The following is a 19516-nucleotide window of genomic DNA, read 5'->3' on the forward strand; positions in this document are numbered from 1 at the left end:
ACCGGTGCCAACCGGGAAACATTGGCGAGCAGTTCCGGAGAGGCGGTCGGTGATGAGCGAGAGCGAGTCGGTCGAATGTCGCCTGCACTGACGGGTGACCTCCAGGAGGTCCTGCGCGCCCTGCTCGGGCTGTACGGAAACGGGCAACCCGATCCGGCCGCCACCGCGAGCATCGTTCGAACAGTCGCCAGCGATATGAGTGCTCATGCCGGATCCGGCGTGGCGACCTACACCGATGCCCGCGGCATCCAATCGACGATCGCGGAATCGCATGCGGGCAAAGACGGTGTCGTGCACAAGACCGTCGGCGAGGCCGGGGACGGCACCGTCGTCGGCCGGAATCGGTTGACCAATCAGATCGCCGACCTGCAGTCGCGCATCCAGGCGATCGCATCGGTCGGCGATACCCGGTTCAGCGGACCCGCCTTGCTGGAAGCGGCCCATACGACCATCGCCAAAGCGGCCAAACAGGTCGATACCGATGTCGCGGCGGCCCGTCAGCGGGCAGCGCAGATAGTGCCGGCCGGCGTGCCCGAACTGTCCCGGCGAAAGGCCGCCGGGACGACACCGCGCCGGCGTCGGCGGGCTCGTTCCCGATCCGCGGTGCTGTCGAATGGTCGGCGCGGCCGACCTCGGGTGCCATCGGACGGTACTGCGGGCAGCAAAGCCGTCGGCGCTGCCAGCGAATGGCTCGGCACCCCCTACATCTGGGGCGGGGGTGGCGCAGGTGGACCCAGTGGCGGCGGTTTCGACTGTTCCGGTCTGACCCAGTACGCGATCGCACAGGCCTCCGACGGCCATGTGGTGCTGCCGCGGACCACCTACGAGCAGATCTACAGCGGAGTGCGAGTCTCTCCGGCGGATGTGCGCCCGGGCGATCTGGTATTTCCCGCGAGCTCGTTCAGCGCGCGGGGGCCGGAGCATGTCCAGTTGGCCGCGGGCAACGGCATGGTGATCGAGGCGCCGTATTCCGGTTCGACCGTGAAGTGGTCGCGCATGTCCGGCGACGCCGTTGTGGTGCGGGTGCTGTAGTGGCGGTGGAGATTCCGCCGGAGGTCGCGGATTTCCTCGACTGCTGTGGGGTTCGGTACCCGGATATCGACGAAGGCGATGTGCGTGGACTCGCGGTCAAGGTGCGCACCTTTGCCGCGAATACGCGCGGGCCCGGTGTCGACGAGAGCGCGGATACTCTCGCTGCGTACCAGCGCCTGGTCGCGACATGGACCGGTGCCGACGGCGACCATCAGGCCGAACTCGATCGGGTCTGCGCCATCATCGCGAAGGCTCTCGATGCGGTGGCCTACGTGATCACCGTGACGAAGGCGGTGGTCCTGACCGAACTCGCCGCGCTGGCAACGACTTACGCGGCCATGACCGCCACACCCGCCGCCCGCATCGCTGGACCGCTCGTCGCGGCGGCGGCACGTCGACTGTGCACTCAGATGGAGCGGGCGCTGATCGGCTACCTGGTTATCGACGTGATCGGCAAGGCAGTCGAACCGCTCGGACGCAACGCCGACAGGTTGTTCACCGGTACGGCGTCGGTCAGCATGTCGCCCGGCGAACGGGTTCGCGAACCGCGAATGCCCGTGCCCCCTGCCGAACCGCAGATTCCTGGCGCACCCATTGTCGAACCGCAGATTCCTGGCGACTTGGGCGTTTCTGGTGCGGTTCTTGTCGACTCGGGCGTTTCTGGTGCGGTTCTTGTCGACTCGGATGTTTCTGGCGCGGCTGTTGCCGACTCGCAGATTCCTGGCGCGGCTCCTGGCGACCCGCACATTCCCGGCGTGCCCCTCGACGACCCGCAGCTGCCTGGCGCGCCGGTCATCGAACCGCGGACGCCTGACACGCCCTCGGCCGAGGACGCGCCGGCAACCGACTCCGGTGTATTCCAAGTCGGTCGAGTCGGCCCCCGCATGCAACCACCGGCCGGACCGAGCCGTTCGCGCGGTTTCGTGACACCGTGGGCGCATGCGGTCCGGGCCTCGGCGCAGCGCGCGGCCGTATCGAAAGCGGTGCCCGCCAAGGCTTTCCAATCGCTGGACCGGCGCGCGACCACGGCGCGCAAGCCGCGGGAAACGCCGTGGTCGAAGCTTGCTCGGCAATCGGAGCAGACATCGAGGGAATTGGCAGCCACCGTACCCACGGTTCGGCGTCGCGAAGATGGCGGTCGGTGAACGGGCCGCCGAAACAGAAGCGGCGGCCGACGGTGTGGGGTACCGACGGCCGCCGCATGACAGATCGCCGGGGTTTTGGGGTGACGATCCGCCGCTTGCCAGTCGATGGCCGGCGGCCGGATCACGGCCACCGACCACCACTGGACGGGGCTGGGTCTTCGGGATGAGGGACCGTCGACCCACCTTCAATATACCGCTAAATAACGGCACATTCAATATCGAGCCAATAAATCATGGACAAATAGATCCGGACGTCGGGTAACGATGCCGTCTTCCCAACCTTGGGAATAACTTGGCAGTCGTAACCGGGCTCGAAATGGCTATCTTCGGTCCACGAGGATCGTCGGAAGGGAAGCCCGAGTTGTCTGCGGCCGAGGACGCGTTCTACACAGGTGTGCAAAGTCTGGCGCTCGTCGCCGGGGGCGTGCGAAATGAACAGCAGGCGGCGGCTGCCTTCCGCGCCGCCACGGACCTGGATCCGGATATGTGCGATGCCTGGTTGGGCCGCGCCATGGCCGGTGAGGTCACCTCCGAGGTTATCTACGGTGCGTACCGATCGGTGCACAACCTGTACCGGGATCAGCAACGCGCCGGTCTGGTCGATCGTGCGCTGTGGTGTCAGGTCGAGATCGGCGTCTTCGGACTGCGCGTCGCCATGGCGGATCGGGATCAGATCGCCATCGCCCAGGCATGTTCCTATGCCGACGGTGGCGAATGGCAGGAAGCCGCGGCCATTCTCGCCGAAGTGCCACGCGACGATGTCGCCGACTTCGTGCGGATGTCGCTGTATTTCCGCACCAAACAGTGGCTGGATGTGCTCTCCGCTCGCAATGCCAAGCCCGCGCTCGACGATGGGCTGCTGGATATCGCCGCCGAGTTGATGACGGCACAGGCGCTGGCGCATCTGGGTCGATTCGGCGAGGCCCTGCCGCGCGCGCAGCGCATCGTCGAGGACAGTCAGTCCGGCAACCTGTCCTACATCTGGGCGGATGCGCATTTCCTGCTCGGCATGCTGCTGCGCCACGACGGCGAACACGATGCCGCCGACAAGATCCTCAAGGGCCTGCAGGGGTCCGCATTGTGGTCGGACCGTCCCGAATGGCAGCGTGCGGTGCGGGACAAGTCTTATCGACTCGAGGTCACCACGGCCGAGGTCATCGCCTCGCGCACGAATCAGTGGGATCCGAAGTCCGGTGACGACCCGTCCGAGGTTGCCGCATCCGCCGCGCGACTCGCACGCGAGTCGCTGCTGGAGGAGGCCTCCGATCTGTTGCGGGCGCAGATCGGCATGGACTCGGTCAAGGAGCAGGTCGACCGGCTCAAGTCGGGTGTGCTGATGGATCAGGTGCGGGCCAAGCGAGGTCTTGCCGTGGATTCCCGATCGCAGCATCTGATCTTCTCCGGTCCGCCCGGTACCGGTAAGACGACCATCGCCCGTGTTATCGCCAAGATCTTCGCCGGGCTCGGCGTCGTAGAGAACGCCGACGTCATCGAGGTATCGCGCAACGATATGGTCGGCACCCACCTCGGCCACACCGCGCCGAAGACCAACGCGCTGATCGATTCCGCGCTCGGTGGCGTGCTGTTCATCGATGAGGCATACACCCTGATCCAGGAAGGGCTGTCCGGCGGTGACGCATTCGGTAAGGAAGCCGTCGACACCCTGCTGGCTCGCATGGAGAACGACCGCGACAAATTAGTCGTGATCATCGCGGGGTACGAGGACCAGATCGATCGATTCCTGGCCTCCAACGACGGTCTCGCCTCACGCTTCACCAAACGCATTCGCTTCTCCAGCTATGATGCCGAGGAACTGGTGCGGATCGCCGATCATATTGCCCGCAACAAGGATTCGATCCTCTCCTCGGAGGCCAAAGAAGTGCTGCGGGAACGGTGCGAGCAGCTGGCAGGGCAGAGCCGCAATGGTCGGCGATTGATCGACCTGGCGGGTAACGGTCGTTTCGTCCGCAATGTGGTCGAGGCCGCCGAAGCCGAGCGAGACTACCGATTCACCCGGGATAACGCCGATGTCGCTGCGATGACCAACGAGGAGTTGATGACTATCAACGCCTTCGATATCCACGCCGCGCTCACGGGCTTGGCGCCCGCCGCGACGGGCTGATCCGCATGGCGCGCTTCCGGGTGGTGACCAAGCACCAGATATCGGGTTGGCGGTTTCTGCTGCGCCGGATCGAGCATGCACTGGTTCGCCGGGACGCCTCGATGATCGATGATCCGCAGCGTGGTAGATCCACCGCGCTGTCGATCGGGATCGCGTTGGCCTGCCTGGTGATCGCCGGCGCGGCCGTCCTGGGGTTCTTCAAACCCGCCAAGAAGGTGGGGGACTCGAAGATTATCGCGGAGAAGGACAGCGGGGCGCTGTATGTGAAGGTCGGCGGTCGACTGTATCCGGCGCTGAATCTGACCTCGGCGCGACTCATCGCCGGTTCGCCGGACAATCCGGTCCCGGTCTCGCGCGATGAGTTGGCCAAGTATCCGCGCGGGCCGTGGGTCGGTATTCCCGGCGCGCCCGGGGTGATCGCGGACAATGGGGACCGGAATTCGTCGTGGACGGTATGCGATACCGCGAGGGTCGGTGCGGCGGCGCCGGTCAATCCGCAGACCGGATTGCCGACCGTCGCTTTGTCGCCGGTGTTGACGACCGCGATCGGCGGTCCGCTGACCGTCGATGGCGATGCGATCCGCGGTTTGGGCGCTGACGAGGCGCGGCTATTGCGCGATGACACCACCACCTGGTTGGTGTACGCCGATCCACAGCAGGGCATTGTTCGCGCGTCGATAGATCTGAGTAATTCGGCCGTGATCCTGGCCCTTGGCATCGACTCGACCTCGACTGTCGTCTCAGCATCCAAGGGGTTCATCTCCGCCATACCCGAGGTCCCGCCGCTGCGTGTGCCCGATGTGCCCGGTGCGGGGAATGCCGTGACATTGTCCTCGGGTCTGAGCGTGCCGGTCGGTTCGGTGCTCACGGTGTCGGCGCCGGATCGCGGCGCATTCTACTATCTTGTTTCGGAATCCGGTGTGGTGCAGATCAATTCGGTGTTGGCGTCGATCATCCGCAATGCCGACTCGCACGGTTCGGTATCGACAAGGACGGTCGGACCGGATGTCATCGCGGCGAATCTGCGTCCGGGTGCGTGGCCGGGGACGGCTGCCTATCCGATTCGGCCGGTGCATGTCATCGATCCGATGCGGCTGGGGGTGACCTGCTATCACTGGTGGCGCGCGGGCACCGATCAGAATGCCTCGACCGAGTTGCTGGTGGGACGGCAACTGCCATTGCAGGTCGACGAGCAGACCCGAACCGTGGGCCTGGTGACGGCGACCGGTTCACGCGGCACCACCGCCGACGCCGCGTATCTGCCGCGGACCACCGGACGCTTCGTCCAGGTGACCGGCGCGGATCCGGGATCGCCTCGGCGGGAGTCGTTGTTCTGGATCTCCGACAGCGGCGTTCGCTACGGCATCGCTGCCGTTGTGGAGTCCAACTCTGCCCCGGATTCGACCTTGACGTCACTGGGACTGCGGACCCCGGTGCCCGCACCGTGGTCCATTGTGTCGCTGTTCGCGGTCGGTCCCACCTTGTCGAAGAATGATGCCCGGCTCCAGCACGACGGCATCCCGACGAATAAGGCCGTCATCGGTCTTCCGGGCGGCACCTCGTGACAGCTACCCGCCGATTCGTTCGGCCCGCTCGGATGGTGCGTGGACCGAAAGCCCCCGCGGTAACCGAATTGCGGTTGCAGCCGCCGACCGAACTGCCCAAGCCGGTGCCGCCGTCGCGGATGAAGATGATCATGCCGGTGGTCATGGTGTCGGCCATGGCCGGGATGATGGTGATGATGTTCCGCAGCGGCGGGCAGATGTCGCCGATGATGTTGATGTTCCCCATCATGATGCTGGTTTCCATGGGCGGGATGATGGGCGGTGCGTTCTCCGGCGGCGGCGCCGGAGGTGCGGCGAGTCTGAACGAGGAACGCAAGGATTATCTGCGCAGCGTCACCGATAACCGCAAGACCGTGCACGCCGCGGAGACCGAACTACATAACTATTTGCGCTACACCCATCCCGGCCCGGCCGAAATCGCCGCGTTGATCGGTGGCAAGCGGATGTGGGAAGTCCAAGTTGCCAGTCCGCAGTTCCTGCGGGTACGCGTTGGGCGGGGCCGGATCGCCAACCAGGTGCGGGTCATAGTGCCGGAAGCCGCGCCCACCTCCGATCTGGATCCGGTCGGTGTCGTCGAGGTGACCCGATTCGCGAAGGCCTATTCGACGGTCGGGGGTATGCCGGTCGCGATCAATCTGCTCTCGGCCCCGCAGATCAGTGTCGATGGCGATCACGACGCGGTGGCCGCGCTGGTGCGGGCTATGGTTGCCGAGGTCGTCGTACTGCACGGCCCGGATCAGGTCGCGGTCGCCGCGGTGCTGTCGAATCCGGACGCACCGGAATGGTCGTGGCTGAAATGGCTGCCGCACACCCAACATCCCAGCGATACAGATGCGATCGGGCCGAGTCGGATGGTGTATCGGAGCGTTTCGGAGTTGCGTGCCAAGGCGCTGGCTGGACTCAATCGTGGCCCGTTCTCCGCGAATTCCGAGCCGACGCTGGATCGAAAGCATTATCTGCTGATCGTCGATGACAGCGCTCCTGCCACCGATCGGGACATCTCCGGTATCGATGGTTGCACCTGGCTGCGGCTGGGTAGGACCGAGCAGACCTTGCCGCGAGCCCTGAAGTTCTCGGTGGGGCCCGATCGGGCGCTGCACGAGGTGACCCCGCGCGGCCTGCGGCGGGTCGGGGTCGCCGACGCGATGTCGGTGGCGACGGCGAAGGCGTTGGCCCGCAATATCTCCCCCTATCGGCTGTCCACCGTCGTCGAGGCCGTGGTCGCGGATCAGGCCAGCGGCGGCACGTCATGGGAGGAACTGGTCGGCGTAACCGATCCGGGTGCCATCCGGGTCGAGCAGCAGTGGCCGCACCGCCGTGACTCGGACCGATCCCGACTGAATATTCCCTTCGGCCACGATCCGGCCGGTGGCGCGGTCTATCTCGATATCAAGGAATCGGCCGAGGAGGGCATGGGCCCGCACGGTATGTGCATCGGTGCCACCGGTTCCGGAAAGTCGGAATTCCTTCGCACCCTGGTGCTTTCGGCAGTGGCGACGCACACCCCGGATCAGCTGAACCTGCTGCTGGTCGACTTCAAGGGTGGTGCGACCTTCCTCGGGTTCGACCGGCTGCACCATGTAACGGCCGTGGTCACCAACATGGAAGAAGAGGCGGATCTCGTCACTCGTATGGAAGACGTGATCAACGGCGAAATGGGCCGGCGGCAAAGGATTTTGCGCGATGCGGGCAACTTCGCCAGCGTCGCCGATTACGAGCGGGCCCGTGAACAGGGCGCGCAGCTCGCACCGCTGCCCACGCTGTTGATCATTCTCGACGAGTTCGCCGAACTGCTCGAACAGCATCCGAACTTCTCCAAACTGTTTGTCGCGATCGGCCGGTTGGGTCGTTCGTTGCGCATCCACCTGTTGCTGGCCTCACAGAAGGTGCCCGCCAACCGGATGGGTGAGCTGGAGGCGCACTTGTCCTACCGAATCGCGTTGCGCACCAACCAGACCGCTGATTCCCGCGACGCCATCGGTACCGCGGACGCCTATCACCTGCCGAAGAAGCCGGGTTCGGGTTATCTGCGAGTCGGCTCGGGTGATTTGCAGCGATTCCAAGCCGCATATGTCGGCGCACCGTATGTCGCCCCAGCGCAGGTATCGGCATCCAGTGCCCAACGTGCCAGGCGACCCGGCGGTGGCTATCGGCCGCCACAGCAATTCACCACGGCCCATATCATCGATGTGCGCCCTGCGGCCATCGAGCCCGAACCTGTTGTGCAGCAGTCGCAGACAACGGACAGTGAGCCGGTGACCGTGATGGAGACGGTGCTGCAACAGCTGGGCGGTTTCGGCACACCGGCGCACAAGATGTGGCTGCCGCCGCTGACGGTGCCGCCGACCCTGGACAAGCTGCTTCCCGCTGTCACAGCGGGCGCACTGCAGCTGCCGCTGGCGATCGTGGACAAGCCGCGCCTGCAACGCCAGGACGTGTGGTCTGTCGATCTGTCCGCGGCCGGGGGGCATGTTGCCGTCGTCGGTGGTCCCCAGTCCGGTAAGTCGACCGCGTTGCAGACCCTGATCATGGCCGCCGCACTGACCCACACCCCGGAACAGGTGCAGTTCTACTGCCTCGACTTCTCCGGTGGCCTGTCGGGTGTGCGCAATGTGCCGCATGTCGGCTCGGTGGCCTCGGGCCGAGACGGTGACCGGATCCGCCGAACCTTCGCTTTGGTCACCAATCTCATCGCGAGTCGGCAGGCGCTGTTCGCCGAACTCGGCATCGACTCCATGCGTGAGTTCCGTCGGCGCCGCGGCCTACCTCGGGAGTCGGCGGAACTCACCGCGCGGGGTGACGAGCACGGTGATGTCTTCCTGGTCGTCGATGGCTGGGATGTCGGGTTCGCCGTCACCGGACCGTATTTCGACGAGTACCTACCGGTCATGGAGTCGATCGCGCTGCAGGGTTTGAACTATGGAATCCATTTGGTGGTCAGCAGCTCCAGGTGGGCGGCGATTCGTCCGGCCATCAAGGATCTGTTGCAGACCCGGCTGGAGATGCGCCTGGGTGACTTGACCGACACGGTATTCCTAGGGCAGCGCAATGTCGTCGCCGCGATCCCGCCGGATCGCCCCGGCCGCTGTATATCCAACGACGCGCTGCACATGCTGACCGCACTGCCGCGCATCGATGGCAATGGTGCGGCGGACTCGGCGGGTGCGGGTCTGGCCGCCGCGATCGAGCAGCTGCACCAGACCTACCAAGGCCGCCGGGCGCCAGGAGTGAAGCTGCTGCCTCCGCAGATCACCTTGGACGAGATCATGGCCGGCCGTCCGGGTCCGGCGAGCCCGGCCCAGCGACTTGTAGTGCCGTTCGGTATTCGCGAATCCGATTTGCAGCCCGCCGCAGTCGATTTCGGCGTTTCAACGCACTTCATCGTCCTGGGGGCATCCGGCTCGGGCAAGTCGACGGTGTTGGCCGCACTGCTCGAGTCGATCCGCAGGCAGTTCACCAAGGATCAAGCCCGGGTACTGCTCATCGACTACCGCCGTCAGCATATGGATGCCATCCCGGAGGAGCAGTCGATCGGCTTCCTGACCAGCGAGCGCGACCTGCTCGAGGGGCTGCCGCCGTTCGCGGAAAAGATGCGTGGCCGCCGTCCGCCGGACGGGGTTACTTCCCAGCAGCTCAAGGAACGCTCATGGTGGAGCGGTCCGGAGATCTTCGTGGTGATCGACGACTATCACATGGTTGCCCAGCGTGGTCTGCGCAATCCGCTGGAACCGTTGAAGGACATCATCATCGATGGTCGCGACACTGGCTTGCACGTGATCGTCGCGCGCAACATCGCTCAGGCCGATACCGCGATGTATGACAACGTGCTCGGTCAGATGAAGAACCTCAACTCGTCGGGCCTCATCATGGACGGCTCCAAGCTGGACGGAATTCTCATCGGGGATGTGAAGCCGATGAAGCAGCCGGTCGGTCGCGGCATCTTTGTCGAGCCTCTGCACTCACGCAAGGATCTTGTTCAGTCCGCTTGGGTACCACCGGAGGAGTAGATCCGTGGCGGTTTGTCCGAGCTCAGCAAGGGGTAGACATGCTCGGTCGACTGCGATTCCCATAGTTGGGAATGGCATAGCGTTCTCTATGACGGAACGTTCTTGATGTGCCATTTGTCGGCAACTGGCACCAGTCGTTAGGAGACTGCCATGAACCTCGATCTTGTTCCGGGGGAACTCCCGGTCATTGCCGCACGACTTGGTATCAGCGCTGACGATCTGATGCTGATGCTCCACTCGGCCGCCCCGGCTTCCGTGCCGGTGCAGCCTGGTCAGGACGACGTCAGCGCGTTCATCCCTCTTGCCTTCGGTGCTCACGCGATATCGTTCTTTCCCAGTACGGTACATGGCGCTTTGCAGGGACTCGATGGCGCGGTCACCTTGCCAGAGATAGATATTTCCTACACCGTCAACGATGTGCACTACGGAGCGCACGTTCTCAGCAACGGAACGGTATTCGACAAGTAGTCGCGGATAGCCCGAGCGAAGGCTGATGACATGCCGCTTGGTGTCGTATTCGGTGCGTTGGCGCCGGAAGGAATAATTTACCCGTTGCTCATGGGTGACGGAGCCGCATCGACGAAGTTGACGGCACAGGCTTATGAACTGATGGCCGCGCAATTGCATGCGGCTGCGGCCAATACCGATGGCTCGATGAGCCAAATGGGCGGAGCATGGGCAGGGTTGTCCTCCGATCAGGCGCAGGCGGCGTTCCGCAACCACGCGAACTGGCTGCGTGAGCAGGCCGAAGTGGCGGACCAGACCGCAAAGATCGCGAACGCCGTGGTCGGTATCTACTCCCAGGCTGAAACGGCTATGGGGGCTGTCGCCGCATGGTGCGCCGAAGTTCGGGCGCGGGAAATGGCGCTGGCCGGTGCGACTGTCCTAGGTGCGCCAACCGGGCTCGCGTTGCTCGAGACCGAGGGCGAATTGCTGGCGGTCAGAGCGGCCGCGATCGGTGTGATGGCGGCCTATGCCGCCGAACTGTTGCCGGTGCTGTCCTCGCTGCCGCCGCCGGCCGAGGCGCCACCAATCGTGACTGGCGGTGATCCGGGCCCGACCATGGATTATTCGACCTATGACGATCCGACATCCAACGGCCCGACCGACACTCGGACCGGGACTACCGATACGCAAACCGTCTCGTCGACGGAGCGACCCATGTCGGATAGCAACGGAGACAATGGTTCGAATGACAGTGGTGACAACGGGTCCGGTGGTGATGATTCTCCCACGCAGCCTACCGATCCGACGAACTCGGCCAACCCCACCGACCCCGAGCAATTCGCACCTAACGCGGATCCCAGTTCGATGCCCGCTGATTCGGGCGCGAACGGCTTCGACTCGGGAGCATCGGATCAGCAGTGGTTGTACGGCGCATCGCAGAACTCGACGACACTGGCTGGCCTGAACGGTGGGGTGGGCAGTTTCGTGGCCATCAACATGATGCGTGGTGGGCTCGGTTCGATGCCGGGCGCCTCGACCGGATTCCGCATGCCGTCGAGCTGGCTGCGTGCACCCGGTGCGAGCTTCGGCCCCACCTCGAATCCGGTGTCGGCCGGACCCGCGACCCGCGGCGGCCCACCGCGCCGGGTAGTCGCGGCGAATGCTCGGATGCGGCGGCGTCGCCGCGACGAGGACCGCAAGCCGGGCAAGGTTTTCGTGCCGGGCGAGCAGTTCGAAGTCCCGGTACTGGAGAAGCCTCCGGTGATCGGTGTCATCGAATACACCGATCGTCCGGAGGAATCGGATGCTGATCAGGACGTTCTGGTCGGAGTTATCGAGCGATCCGACGACGATGTGGATTCGAATACCCCAGTTCTTCCGAGGTAAATCGCCGAGGTCGAATTCCAGTTGATGGAGAGGAACAACAATGGCTACTTTCACTCATGTCGACCCCGAGAAATTGAAGACGGGTGCCGCTAACTCGGCCGCTTGCCTCGGTGAACTCGAGGGCCATTTGAACGGTCTGTGGAGCGCCCAGGACGAGCTGGCGGCAGCGGTACCGCCCAGCAGTCAGACCGGCCGGGCGGCCCAGACAGCGTTGTCCAGCGCGTATAACGCGGGCAAATCTCTCGGTGGCACGCTGCAGGAGATCATCGACGCATTGAACGATGCCCATGTCAAGATCGACGCTCATGACTTGGACGCGGCGTCGCAGGTCAGCCACAGCGGCAACGCCGACGGCTTCGTGGGTACGGGTGGCGACCACAGCTTCCTGGGCGCGCAGGGGCAGGCGGCTTATAACGCCGGAGCATCGAAGGTCGACTTCAACACGTGGCACTGAGTAAATAAACTAGGTTCTAGAAAGGCAATTACGATGAGCGGACCTATTCACTTCAATTACAGCGCTGCGGAGGCGGCCACCGGCAACATCGGCTCCCTTGTTGCCGCGATGCAGACCAACTCGGAGAATCTGCGCGCTCTGTACAACTTGCTCATGCAGGAATTCCAGGGTTCAGCCGCAGAGGGATACCAAGGCATCATGAGTACCTTCGACCAAAAGATCACCGCCTACGACGGCCAGGTGAAGCAGCTGAACTCCGTCATGTCCCAGCACATGAACAGCGGTGGAACCATGAATCAGGTCGATATCGTCCAAGGAAACCGGTTCGGCGCGATCAAGGCGTAACGGTAGGCAGTGGAGACCGATCCGATCGCGGTCGACCTGAATGTCGATGCCGCGCTGCTGTTACAAGACATGGCGGGCATCGACTCCTATCCTCCGGTATTGGCATTGCTGCCGAATGTCTACAAGCTCGATGATCTGGACCGGGTGCGCTCGGTAGTCGCGCGTGATCTCGCAGAAGCGGGCATCATCGACGGCGATCGGGTGCACCCGGTAGTCGAGAACTGGCTGCAGTGTCTGTACCGACCGGATGTGGAACTGGTTGCGCGGGTGCTGGATTTCGGCCCGGACGGTAAACGGCAGGGCATGCTGCGGCTGTCGCTGGTCCGGCAGGGCGATACGCATGTCCTTGCGGTGCGCCATGACGACGAAGTCATCATTCAGCAGGTATTCCAGGAGGGACGTCAGCTGGACGCCGTCTCCGCCGCACTCGCTGCGGCGTTGGGCCCCTGTCCGGCATTGCGTTTCGAGCCGATGACCGCTTCGCAGGCGGAATTCGACGAAGTACCCGATGATCGGGAGGAATGTCGGCAGGCTTTGCTCGAGTTGGGCGCGCAGCCGCATACTGCGGGTGTGCTCAGTCGCATTCTCGATGAGGTTGTGCGGCGTGCGGAGGTGGTGATGATCGAGCACCGGGACGGTGGCGAGCATCGGCCGCGCGTCGGTGTCGGTGTGCTGGATACACTTTCGGGACGGGTGATCGTGACTCCGAGTGTGGCGATGGACGGGGAAGTCCGATCGACCTACGCTCCGGGTGACGACGCTGCCTTGCATGCCGCCATCGGAGCACTGGTCGAGCTATTACCGGGCCGAAGTTGGTTCGACACCAGCCGGGTCGGGTGATCGGTACGTCGGACTTGTCGCGGCGCATCGGCTTCCGGTGGTAGTGGGTTTTTCGAGAGGACGACAGATATGAGCCGAGCGCCGAGTACTAATGGTCATCCGGCCGAGTCCGTCCGACACAAGGGCGGCTACGACGCCTTTTTCATGCAGGCGGCGCAGGAGCCGGAAAGCGGCCCAGCGACCAGCAGCGTTCCCGCACGCCCGCAGTCCGGCTATAACGAACCGGTGATCGGTGCGCCCGATCAGTCGATACCGCAGCGTGCGGCGACTACCCCTGCTCCCATGCCACCACAGAGCGCGACCGCGCCGGAGCCCTCCGCGCCGAATGTGGCTGTGCCGACCGCGGATTCGGCGCGTGAGAACTATGCGGCGGCAACGCCTTCCTCGCCCGAGATGTGGGCGGCCCACGGCGGAGCCGAGCCCGCCACTGCGCGGATTACACAGACCGCATCCGGTTCGGCGAACGCATCGAGCGGCAATACCGGACCCAGCGCCGAAAGACCCGGCGCCGAATCCGTGGACACGCCATGGCAACCCGCGCAGGCGGCGAGCTGGGTGCCCGATCGCATCGACCGCACGGCGGCGCCGCAGGTCGAGGTGCTGCCCGCGGCATTGACCTCGATGGATCTGTTGGCCGATATCTCAGCGGCCAATCGGGCCAGGCTGCAGTCCAGCACCGGGGTACGCGGCGCGCTGAACAAGGTCGGGTTCCGGCTCGGCCTCTCACCCGCCGAGCAGCGTGCCGAGGACCGGCGCGCCCGAATCCGAACCCAGCTGAACACCCCTTATCAGATCGCCGTGATAAGCGTGAAGGGCGGCGTCGGCCGCACCACGACCGCCGCTACGCTCGGCTCGACCTTCGCGGCGTTGCGCCCGGACCGAGTCGTCGCCGTCGACGGGAATCCGGACTTCGGTGATCTGCCCACCCGTACCGCCCCGCACCCGTATGGCCTGACCCTGCGCGATCTGGCGCAGGCGTCGAATCTGGAGGCCTTCTCGACGGTGCAGTCGTTCATGTCGATCAATTCGGCGGATCTCGCCGTCATCGCCTCGCCGTGGACCATCGAGGCCAACGAGGCCCTCTCGGGTCGCGAATATGCAACGGCCGTCGAGGTTTTGCGCAGGCACTTCAATCTGCTGCTCGTCGATTGCGGTACGGGCGTGCTGGATTCGGTGACAATGAGCGTGCTGCAGACCAGCGACGCCGTCGTGGTGGTCACTCCCCCCACCGTCGGCGGGGTGAAAGGCGCGGTGGCCACGTTGAATTGGCTGAGTTCGCACGGTATGCAGCATCTGATCGCCAAATCGATCGTCACGATCGTGCACCAGCAACCGACCAAGCCGGTCGTCGATGTCGCGGCGATCGAGAAGCTGTTCGCCACCGGGCAGCGGCCGACCTGCATCCTGCCCTATGACGACCATCTGGCCGAGGGTGGCGAGATCGATTTGCGCCTGGTGGAGAAGGAAACCCTGCTCGCCTTCGAAGAGCTCGCGGCCGGGCTTGCCGATGGATTCCCGAATTATCTTGGTGGCGCCGGCAGCGGCCGGTCCGCCGGAGGGTGGCGATGAGTACTGCCGTTGCTTCGCCGCCGGGAGCGGCACCCGCGGCATCCGCCGAGGTGGCACGCGCCCGGATGGCGGTCCTGGTGTCCAGCTACCAGGTCGACGTCGTGGTGCCGACCAAGTTCACCATCGAAACCTTCATCGATGATCTGCTCGTCGTGCTGGCCAAGGCCATCGACGACGAGACCGTCGATTTCACCCCGCCGACCGGGCAGTGGAGCCTGGCTCGACCGGGCGAAGCGCCGATGCCCCGCTGGCGCAGCCTCGCCGACCACGATGTCGTCGACGGCACCGTGCTGATGTTGGCCGCGGTCGAATCCGCGGAGGTCTTCACGCCGGTCGTGGAGGACATCACCGATGCGCTCGCCCTGATCAACGAGCGGGAATTCGCCGAGTTCGACGCGGGTACCGCCGCGGTCGTCGGCCTGACCACACTGGGTGTGGGCGCGATCGCCATCGCGGCGATGTTGTCGGTGTCGTGGACGGAATCCGGGTCGATCTGGTGGTATTCGCTGCCTGCGCTGCTGCTCGGCGCGGTGTGCTGGGGCGGCGCGGTGCAGGCGCGGCAGCGGAACTTCGCGCCGCGGATCTGCCTCGGGTTGGCCCTGTCCTCGATTCCACTGTTGTTCGCGGGTGGCGCGATGCTGGTGCCACCCGCCTACGGTGAGCCGGGACCGTTCGCCGCGGCCAATCTGGCGGCCGGATCGGTTGTCGCGGCCGTCGCGGCCGCGGCCATGATGCGAGTGACCAAGCTCGGAATCGCGACGTTGATGGCGGTCACCGTGCTCGGTGCGACCGTGGCGGCCGCGGCGATACCGTTGACCTATCTGGATCTGTCGGTGCGCCAGATATCAGGTGGCGCGGCGCTTGTCGGACTGGTGCTGCTGACTGCCGCACCGCGCCTTGCCGTCGTAGTTGCCCGCATTCGGCCACCGGATCTGCCGGACCCCGGCAACGAGGTCAACCCGGCCACGCTGACCGATATCTTCGACGCTGAATCCGCGCGCGATGACGCCGAACTCGATTCGGCCGAGGACACCGAACGGCAACGGGAACAGGCCGGGGCCGGCATCGAAGGCCGGGCCCGACTGGCGGTGACAAGTCTGCGCGGGCTCATCGCCGCAACCTCGGCTCTTTTGGCGGGTGCGGCCGTGCTGTCGGCCGCGGTGAGCCCCAGTGGTATCCGAGAGATCGTGTTGGCCGCGGCCGTGGCGGGTCTGTTGGCCCTGCGCGCGCGCTGGTTCCCGGACCGGGTACAGGCCATTGCACTCGTCATAGCGTCGGCGGTCACTGTGGTCGGCGTCGGGTTTGTGCTGGTCAGTGCGTACGAAACGGCACCGGCGCGGCTGGTTGTCGTCTTCGTGGTCGGCGTGGCGGCCGCCGCGGCGTGTGTCGCGGCGGTGCAGTTGCCGGGTCGTCGGCTTTCGCCGGTCACCCGGCGGATCATCGATCTGGTCGAGTATGCGCTCATTCTGGTGATCCCGATCATCGCCTGCTGGATCATGGGCATCTACACCGCGATGCGGGCGATCTGATGCGAATCGGCGCAACCGCGACCGCGGTGCTGGCCGGATTCGCGCTGATCGCCTCCGCCGCACCGGCATTGGCGGTGGAACCGCCGCAGGTGGTCATCGGCTCGCCCGCGGATGACCCGCCCGGCCCGGAGTTACCGACGAAACAGGACAAGGGCTGCTTGGCGACCGGTGTACTGAGGGACAGCGATCTGGCGCGTACGCCGCCATCGGAGTTGGCACTGGATCTACCGAACGCTCGTGCATTGAGCCGGGGGGCCGGGGTGACCGTCGCGGTGCTCGATACCGGTGTCACGCCCAATAGCCGCCTGCCCAGTCTGGTCGGCGGCGGTGACTATGTCACAACCGGTGGGGACGGTCTGTCGGACTGCGATGCGCACGGCACCCTGATCGCCGGAATCATCGGCGCGGCATCCGATCCCACGGATGGATTCACCGGCGTCGCTCCGGACGCGCGGATCATATCCATTCGGTACCGCTCCGGTGCCTTCAGTATCGATCGCCCGAATAGTGATATGGCGCAACAACTTTCGGGGGATATACGGACGCTGTCCCGGGCGATCGTGCATGCGGCGAATCTGGGCGCGGGAGTGATCACGGTGTCGCTGCCGGTCTGTGTTCCGGTGGGGCTTGCGGTGGACCAGTCGATATTGTCGGTGGCGATCGGATATGCCGTACATGTACGGGGCGCGCTGATCGTCGCGGGTGCCGGCAATGTCGGCGCCGGCTGTGATCAGAATCCGGATATCGATCCGACCCGGCCGAGTGACCCGAGGAACTGGCGCGATGTCAAGAACGTGGCCGCGCCGGGCTGGTTCGGTACGGACGTATTGACGGTAGGCTTCACCACCGCCACTGGCGCCACCATGCTCGACTCGCTGTCGGGGCCGTGGGTTTCGGTCGGCGCGCCGGGTACCGCGATCGAATCGCTCGGTCCTGGTGGCACCGGCCTGATCAATGGTGTCGGTGAACCCGGCAAACTGGTGCCGGTCGCCGGCGCGTCCTTCGCGGCTGCTTATGTCAGCGGGGTCGCTGCCTTGCTGCGTTCCCGATTCCCCAACGAAACTCCGGCCGAGATCATGGCGCGCATGACCGCCAGCGCGCACGCCCCCGCTCGTGGCATCGATAACTTCATCGGCGCCGGTGTCATCGATCCGCTCACCGCGCTCAGCTATCGCACCGCGCCCAAACCGCCGATCGGGTTGTACCGGTCGTCGGTGCTGGTGCTTCCGGATCCGCCGCGCGCCAAGGATCGTCGTCCGCCGTTCGCGGCCGCCGTCGTCATCGTGGCCGCGCTGCTGCTCGGGCTCGGCGCGACCTACGCGAACTCCGCGGTCCGGAGGCGGCGGTGAGCCTACCGAGTGTTCGGGTGGGCGGTGTCGAACGTGGTCCGTTCGCCGTCGCCGTGATCGGCGGCAGCCTGGTGGTTACCGGGCTGTGGTCGCATACCCCGATCTGGGCGAGCGCGGCGGTGATCACCGTGCTGCTGGTGACCGTTGCGGTCGAGGTGAACGGCCGCACGACCAGTAGATGGTTGCTCGACTGGGCCGATTACCGATTCGGCAGGGCCACCAGAGCTGAGGCGCTGGCCGGTCCGGCGAATGTGGCGGATATCGAGGTTGCCGCCGGGGTCTGCGGCATTCGGGCCGAAGGCACCGTGCTGACGGCGATGATTCAACTCGCCCCCAATCTCGACCTGCCGACGGTCATCGCGGAGAAATCCATCTACACCGAGGACACCGTCCCCGTCGATGCGCTGGTCGGTCTGCTCGATCAATTCGGTCTGGCGGTCGATATCGATATCGTGACCACCGGGCAGCGGGTTCGTCCGACCGGCAACTACAGCATGCTCTACGACCAGCTGATCGGCTCCCACCCGGTCGTCGGCCACCGCCTCACCTGGTTGGTCGTCCGGCTGGACATGGAGCGGAACCTGGATCTGCTGCAGCGACGCGGATTGGTCGCGATGGTCGGGCCGCGTGCATTGGCCACCGCGGCGCATCGCATCGCGGGCCGATTGCGGGAACGGGGCATCGCCGCGCACGCACTGCCCGCGGCAGCGATGCAGGAGGCCACCAGGGTGCTGCACGCCGGTGTCGAACTCGGCGATCTGCGTGAGACCTGGACCTGTATGGAGTCCTCGGTACCGGGTCGCTGTGTGACCAGCTTCCTGATCGACTGGACGCGGATGGACGGTGCCGGCCTGGACGATTGCTGGTCGTGGAACCGCGGCCGGACCACGCTGGTGATCAGCCTCACCGATGCCACGGCCGGGCCACGCGCGCTCGCACGGTATATCGGCCCGCCGGTCACGACCGAGCCGCCGGACTATCTGCGCCGGTTGACCGGTAGGCAGGCCATCGCATTGCTGGCCACCATGCCGACCGGAACGTCGATCCGCGCGGTGCCCGCCGATGAATTGGGTCGCGATATCGCCCCCGATGAGCTCCTGCCCGAGCTCACGATCGCGATCGGTCCCAATGGTCAGATTCTCGGTTCCATCAGCGGTCAGCCACGACATACTTTGGCGCTGCCGCTGTTCGACCCGGCCCGGTACAACCCACGCCGGCGCACCATCGATGTGCATGCCGACCTGCCGGTGGCGCAGCAGATCGTTTTGCGTGCCATGGTGGTCGGCGCGGACGTCGAGGTCCATTCGGGGCGCCCGCACCGCTGGTGGCAGCTGGTCGCCGCGGTGGGTGATCCGGAGTCGCTGCGTCTGGCGCCGGAGGCAGGGGCCGCGAATGCCGCTGCGGGGCAAGCCGGTTCGGGTCCGCCCCCGTCCTCGGCGACGATCACCGTCTTCGACAATCTGCCGCCGCAGGTATCGACCGCGCATACCACCGTGACCATCAGTGACCCCGGTGGGCCGCGCCGGCGGTCGGTCGATCTGGCGATCAATCAGGTCAGCGCGACCGCGGTGGATGTCAGTATTCCGATGCGGACGGTGCGCGTCGATTTGATCGAGCCGCGCGGTGAAACCCGCTATTTCGATTCCGCCGCCGAACAACCCGCGATCACCGCGGGTGGCAATGGTGCCACGCCAGGGCCCGACGTTCGGCGCATGAGCTGATGGGA

At 65.3% G+C, this 19516-nt stretch carries 14 protein-coding genes; all 14 read left to right on the plus strand.

Annotated elements, in window-relative coordinates:
* The first annotated feature begins 75 nt into the window (after positions 1 to 75).
* The 14 genes from ACFYOW_RS42950 (at position 76) to eccE (ending at position 19511) form a co-directional block, all read left to right on the plus strand.
* Entirely contained in the window at positions 76 to 1032 is a 957-nt protein-coding gene (locus tag ACFYOW_RS42950) for a C40 family peptidase (protein WP_387296747.1), read from the plus strand.
* Positions 1032 to 2177, plus strand: coding sequence for a hypothetical protein (locus ACFYOW_RS42955; protein ID WP_387296749.1), 1146 nt, complete (start codon positions 1032 to 1034; stop codon positions 2175 to 2177). Before ACFYOW_RS42950 ends, ACFYOW_RS42955 begins: the two co-directional genes overlap by 1 nt.
* A gap of 361 nt (positions 2178 to 2538) precedes the next feature.
* Complete coding sequence (eccA, locus tag ACFYOW_RS42960; RefSeq protein ID WP_387296751.1) at positions 2539 to 4299, plus strand: type VII secretion AAA-ATPase EccA; 1761 nt, start codon at positions 2539 to 2541, stop codon at positions 4297 to 4299.
* 5 nt (positions 4300 to 4304) lie between these two features.
* The gene (gene eccB / locus ACFYOW_RS42965) at positions 4305 to 5864 is read left to right on the plus strand and encodes a type VII secretion protein EccB (protein WP_387296753.1); all 1560 of its coding nucleotides are present in this window, start codon (positions 4305 to 4307) and stop codon (positions 5862 to 5864) included.
* Positions 5861 to 9871: a type VII secretion protein EccCa gene (gene eccCa, locus ACFYOW_RS42970; protein ID WP_387296755.1), complete on the plus strand. Its 4011-nt coding sequence runs from the start codon at positions 5861 to 5863 to the stop codon at positions 9869 to 9871. The genes eccB and eccCa overlap by 4 nt, the downstream gene beginning before the upstream one ends.
* 150 nt (positions 9872 to 10021) lie before the next feature.
* Positions 10022 to 10339: a hypothetical protein gene (locus tag ACFYOW_RS42975; protein ID WP_387296757.1), complete on the plus strand. Its 318-nt coding sequence runs from the start codon at positions 10022 to 10024 to the stop codon at positions 10337 to 10339.
* Between the two features lie 30 nt (positions 10340 to 10369).
* The gene (locus ACFYOW_RS42980; protein WP_387296759.1) at positions 10370 to 11704 is read left to right on the plus strand and encodes a PPE domain-containing protein; all 1335 of its coding nucleotides are present in this window, start codon (positions 10370 to 10372) and stop codon (positions 11702 to 11704) included.
* Between the two features lie 40 nt (positions 11705 to 11744).
* Positions 11745 to 12158, plus strand: coding sequence for a hypothetical protein (locus tag ACFYOW_RS42985; RefSeq protein ID WP_387296761.1), 414 nt, complete (start codon positions 11745 to 11747; stop codon positions 12156 to 12158).
* Between the two features lie 33 nt (positions 12159 to 12191).
* A complete protein-coding gene (locus ACFYOW_RS42990; RefSeq protein ID WP_387296763.1) occupies positions 12192 to 12503 on the plus strand; it encodes a WXG100 family type VII secretion target in 312 nt (103 codons plus the stop codon).
* Positions 12504 to 12512: 9 nt separating this feature from the next.
* Positions 12513 to 13343: an ESX secretion-associated protein EspG gene (locus ACFYOW_RS42995; protein WP_387296765.1), complete on the plus strand. Its 831-nt coding sequence runs from the start codon at positions 12513 to 12515 to the stop codon at positions 13341 to 13343.
* Positions 13344 to 13412: 69 nt separating this feature from the next.
* Entirely contained in the window at positions 13413 to 14912 is a 1500-nt protein-coding gene (locus tag ACFYOW_RS43000) for an AAA family ATPase (RefSeq protein ID WP_387296767.1), read from the plus strand.
* Entirely contained in the window at positions 14909 to 16441 is a 1533-nt protein-coding gene (eccD, locus tag ACFYOW_RS43005; RefSeq protein WP_387296769.1) for a type VII secretion integral membrane protein EccD, read from the plus strand. Before ACFYOW_RS43000 ends, eccD begins: the two co-directional genes overlap by 4 nt.
* The gene (gene mycP, locus ACFYOW_RS43010; RefSeq protein WP_387296771.1) at positions 16441 to 17790 is read left to right on the plus strand and encodes a type VII secretion-associated serine protease mycosin; all 1350 of its coding nucleotides are present in this window, start codon (positions 16441 to 16443) and stop codon (positions 17788 to 17790) included. Before eccD ends, mycP begins: the two co-directional genes overlap by 1 nt.
* A complete protein-coding gene (gene eccE / locus ACFYOW_RS43015) occupies positions 17787 to 19511 on the plus strand; it encodes a type VII secretion protein EccE (protein WP_387296773.1) in 1725 nt (574 codons plus the stop codon). The genes mycP and eccE overlap by 4 nt, the downstream gene beginning before the upstream one ends.
* Positions 19512 to 19516: the final 5 nt, after the last annotated feature.

Origin of the sequence: Nocardia sp. NPDC006982 (genome assembly GCF_042869435.1) — a bacterium.
Taxonomy (GTDB): Bacteria; Actinomycetota; Actinomycetes; order Mycobacteriales; family Mycobacteriaceae; genus Nocardia.

Bases quoted from the DNA above. Each gene is read 5' to 3' on its own strand.
- ACFYOW_RS42950 (WP_387296747.1), top strand. From the start codon at position 76: ATGTCGCCTGCACTGACGGGTGACCTCCAGGAGGTCCTGCGCGCCCTG.
- eccB (WP_387296753.1), top strand. From the start codon at position 4,305: ATGGCGCGCTTCCGGGTGGTGACCAAGCACCAGATATCGGGTTGGCGG.
- ACFYOW_RS42975 (WP_387296757.1), top strand. From the start codon at position 10,022: ATGAACCTCGATCTTGTTCCGGGGGAACTCCCGGTCATTGCCGCACGA.
- ACFYOW_RS42980 (WP_387296759.1), top strand. From the start codon at position 10,370: ATGCCGCTTGGTGTCGTATTCGGTGCGTTGGCGCCGGAAGGAATAATT.
- ACFYOW_RS42985 (WP_387296761.1), top strand. From the start codon at position 11,745: ATGGCTACTTTCACTCATGTCGACCCCGAGAAATTGAAGACGGGTGCC.
- ACFYOW_RS42990 (WP_387296763.1), top strand. From the start codon at position 12,192: ATGAGCGGACCTATTCACTTCAATTACAGCGCTGCGGAGGCGGCCACC.
- ACFYOW_RS43000 (WP_387296767.1), top strand. From the start codon at position 13,413: ATGAGCCGAGCGCCGAGTACTAATGGTCATCCGGCCGAGTCCGTCCGA.
- eccD (WP_387296769.1), top strand. From the start codon at position 14,909: ATGAGTACTGCCGTTGCTTCGCCGCCGGGAGCGGCACCCGCGGCATCC.
- mycP (WP_387296771.1), top strand. From the start codon at position 16,441: ATGCGAATCGGCGCAACCGCGACCGCGGTGCTGGCCGGATTCGCGCTG.